Origin of the sequence: Shinella sp. (assembly GCF_052438155.1) — a bacterium.
Lineage (GTDB): Bacteria > Pseudomonadota > Alphaproteobacteria > Rhizobiales > Rhizobiaceae > Shinella.
The window spans coordinates 1-2,800 of sequence record NZ_JBQVPI010000092.1 but is presented as its reverse complement, the minus strand read 5'-3'; the positions used below and the strand labels follow the sequence as shown (position 1 = coordinate 2,800).

The 2,800-nt window shown below is 54.9% G+C and carries 3 protein-coding genes; 1 reads left to right on the top strand and 2 read right to left on the bottom strand.

The features are described 5' to 3' along the window. Positions 1–151: 151 nt before the first annotated feature. A complete protein-coding gene (locus ACT6VE_RS34660) occupies positions 152–643 on the bottom strand; it encodes a hypothetical protein (protein ID WP_439485349.1) in 492 nt (163 codons plus the stop codon). 237 nt (positions 644–880) lie between these two features. Next, positions 881–1,741, bottom strand: coding sequence for a TadE/TadG family type IV pilus assembly protein (locus ACT6VE_RS34655; protein ID WP_444802638.1), 861 nt, complete (start codon positions 1,739–1,741; stop codon positions 881–883). Positions 1,742–2,284: 543 nt separating this feature from the next. On the opposite strand from ACT6VE_RS34655, the gene ACT6VE_RS34650 reads away from it, so the two are divergent. Continuing rightward, the coding region (locus ACT6VE_RS34650) for a hypothetical protein (protein WP_444802637.1) at positions 2,285–2,800 on the top strand (516 nt) is incomplete at its 3' end.

The window sequence follows — 2,800 nt, the reverse complement described above, 5'->3', positions numbered from 1 at the left end:
ACCGGTATGGGGTCGTTTGTCGCGCGGCAGCTTTTTTCAGCAATGCCCGGATAGCTGCCCGTCAAGTTTCGGGATGCGGTGCGGATGTGCCCTACGATCGAAATGGGCGGAACGCGGAAGCTGAGACCTCTCCTTGTACTGCCACAACGCTTTAGTAGTCGAATCGCATCCCACGGCATGAAACGGAGCGCAGATGGTAATCTGCAAACACTGAAGTGGTCTTGTCCTGGCTCTGCTCAGTTATGGTCCAGCGCCATCCATAATCAGAGCGGACGAAACGATTGACGTAAACAGCGCCCGAGAATTGGTAGCGTTGAAAGAAGCCGTTTTGTTCCAGCTCACCGAGACCCAACGAAGGTTCATAGAGGCCACCTGTCGTATCAAGAAAAACTGACCCAATAGCGCGGGGCTGGTCGCCAGCACCATAGGTTATCGATGCTTCATACGGGTCTGATCCGTTCGTTCGAAGTTGGAGATTGAAATAGCGCGCACCTAAATGCCACTGACCCCGCGCAATCGCGGATGTATCTTCACCGAGCGTTTTGCCGGTCACTCGCCAGCAACCTTTCAAACCCGCCACTCCGGACAATCCGGGCGGCAAGGTGTATGCTGGCGTTGCCAGTATTAACAGCACCGGAATCATGTTAAGCGCTCCCCTGCTTGGCTTGAGCAGCAGGCTAGCAGCGTGGCCCGATGACCGCAAAGGGGCGTTTGCCGAACGGCAGCTTTCTTCAGCAATGCCCGGATATTCGACCCGAAACCAGACACACAGCATATCGGCTGTAATTGCCCCGATATCCGCAATTTGAAAGATATTGAACAGAGGCAAAATATGGGAGAGATGTCGTCACTCATATTGCGCTTAAATTGCTACTGTGGACTAAATCTTCACGCACACCAAACCGGCGACGCAAATTCCTTTGTTGTTTCCTTTGCCCGCGTTTCCGTCCAGAACGCCATCCTTCATGTCATTCTGCTTGGCTGTGTTATTTGCGGCTTGGGCCGCAGCAATGTCGGCATCTTTGGTCTGCGGAAGGATGGCATCGTACTTGTCGCAGGTCGACTTCCGGCTTGCGGAAACGTTGTCGCCTGGAGTCTTGCCGATTTCGCGGCTGTCGCGCACAGTATAGGCCGCTTCCTGGTATAGCTCGCGGTCGTCCATGAACATGCTGCCGAACAGCGGGTGATAGGTGTAGTGCAGCTCGACGAACATCACCGCCGTGCCGGATGTTGCCTGGATCTTGTCCCCTGCAGGCCCCATGCCCTGAAAGCTCGTGCCGGTAGCACCGGTGCCTTGGGGGCCGTAGTTCGATTCTTCGAATTCCATTCCCTTGCAGCGCTGCCACATGATCGTCTGTCCGCCATTTGCGTTGACCTCGAGGCTGGATAGGATCGTGCGGCCATCCTGGTAGAGGCCGGCGGCGCCCGCCTGCAGAGCGGCTGCCTGGAAGACGTCGTTGATCTGCTGTTCAGAGATCACCTTGGCGCCCAGATTGGCGTTGAGAGTGCCGATACGCGAGGCGTTGTCGGCCATGTTGAGCGCAATCTGGCTCATCTTCATTTGGGTGATGGCGAGGTTGGAAATCTCAATGCCATAGAAGCCCAAGCCGATGAAGAGGGGTAAGGTGAATGCAAATTCGATCAGCGCCATGCCGGAACGATCGCGGAAGAGGCGCCGCGCGAAGGCACTTTTCCGGTTGTGTTGCGTCGTGTGAACCTCGCGACATGATTGCGGTGACATGTTGGTACCCCGGTTGTCCTCTGAGTGTCTCAGATCTCTGCCGCCTCCAGCTTCCTTAGCGGGAGGATTACCAAGAATTTATCAAAAAAATACTAATGCTTATTCGGCGGCCGAGTGATTTGTAGGGCCTAAATTCGAAATGCCTCGGAGTGGATGTCCTCGCCATCATTTCGCCCAGTGCGCCGCCTGCCCCGTCATCACCATAGTGCTGCCGACATAGTTATGCACTGGCAATTTGCATTCATCTGCCCTAGCGCTTCTTGCTCGCACGGTTTCTGCCCGACCATACATGGCTTATGGGCAAGCCGATTAGCGATGCTGCAAAAGATTCGAAGTCTTCTATGGCTGTCATGGCGACGCTCTTAACTGCATTTCCACATATTCGGTATGGGGTCGATTTGAGAATGTCGGCTCCCAGGATAGTCGCCATTCGCGGCCCGAATTAGGCCCTTCCGCTGTCGAGCTTAATCAAGTCATTGACGAAACGTCATTTTGAAGGGCACTTTTCGATTGCACTGCGATTGCAATGAGGAGGTCTTTCGTATGTTTCGCATGTCCGGTTGGCTTGCCCTTCTGCTGTTGCAGCCGGCCGATGCCTGGAATTCGATGCCCGATTGCGTCGAAGCCCAGGCCAGCGCAGTCAGCGTTTATGAATTTGAGGTTCAAGACCTCCCGTCTGACGACGCAAAGCTAAAGCTACTCCGCGTTACGGCGCGCCAAGGCGCATTTATGCATGTTTATTTTGATGAGAAATCAGAAGCGGATGCGCGCCGATATGCTGGTTGCCTTGGCACCCAGTTGAACTTGCTTGCAACCGAACTGCTAGACGAACGCAACGGTGCTCAGTGGGCTTCGGTCGTGTTTACTGCTGACCTGAAATACATTCCTCCGCGCGGTGAGATGATCAAGACACGATGGGTCATATTTACCGATCCCAACGCCTTAGAGGGGCAACGCCCGCGACCCATGGTGATCGAGACACTACCCCACGAGCAGGTTCACGATTTCCAGTCTCGCAACGGCGCCATAACGCCTTTGTGGTTCAGCGAGGGCCACGCC

Excerpts from the sequence above, each read along its gene's own strand:
- ACT6VE_RS34660 (WP_439485349.1), bottom strand. The coding sequence starts at position 643 with ATGATTCCGGTGCTGTTAATACTGGCAACGCCAGCATACACCTTGCCG.
- ACT6VE_RS34655 (WP_444802638.1), bottom strand. The coding sequence starts at position 1,741 with ATGTCACCGCAATCATGTCGCGAGGTTCACACGACGCAACACAACCGG.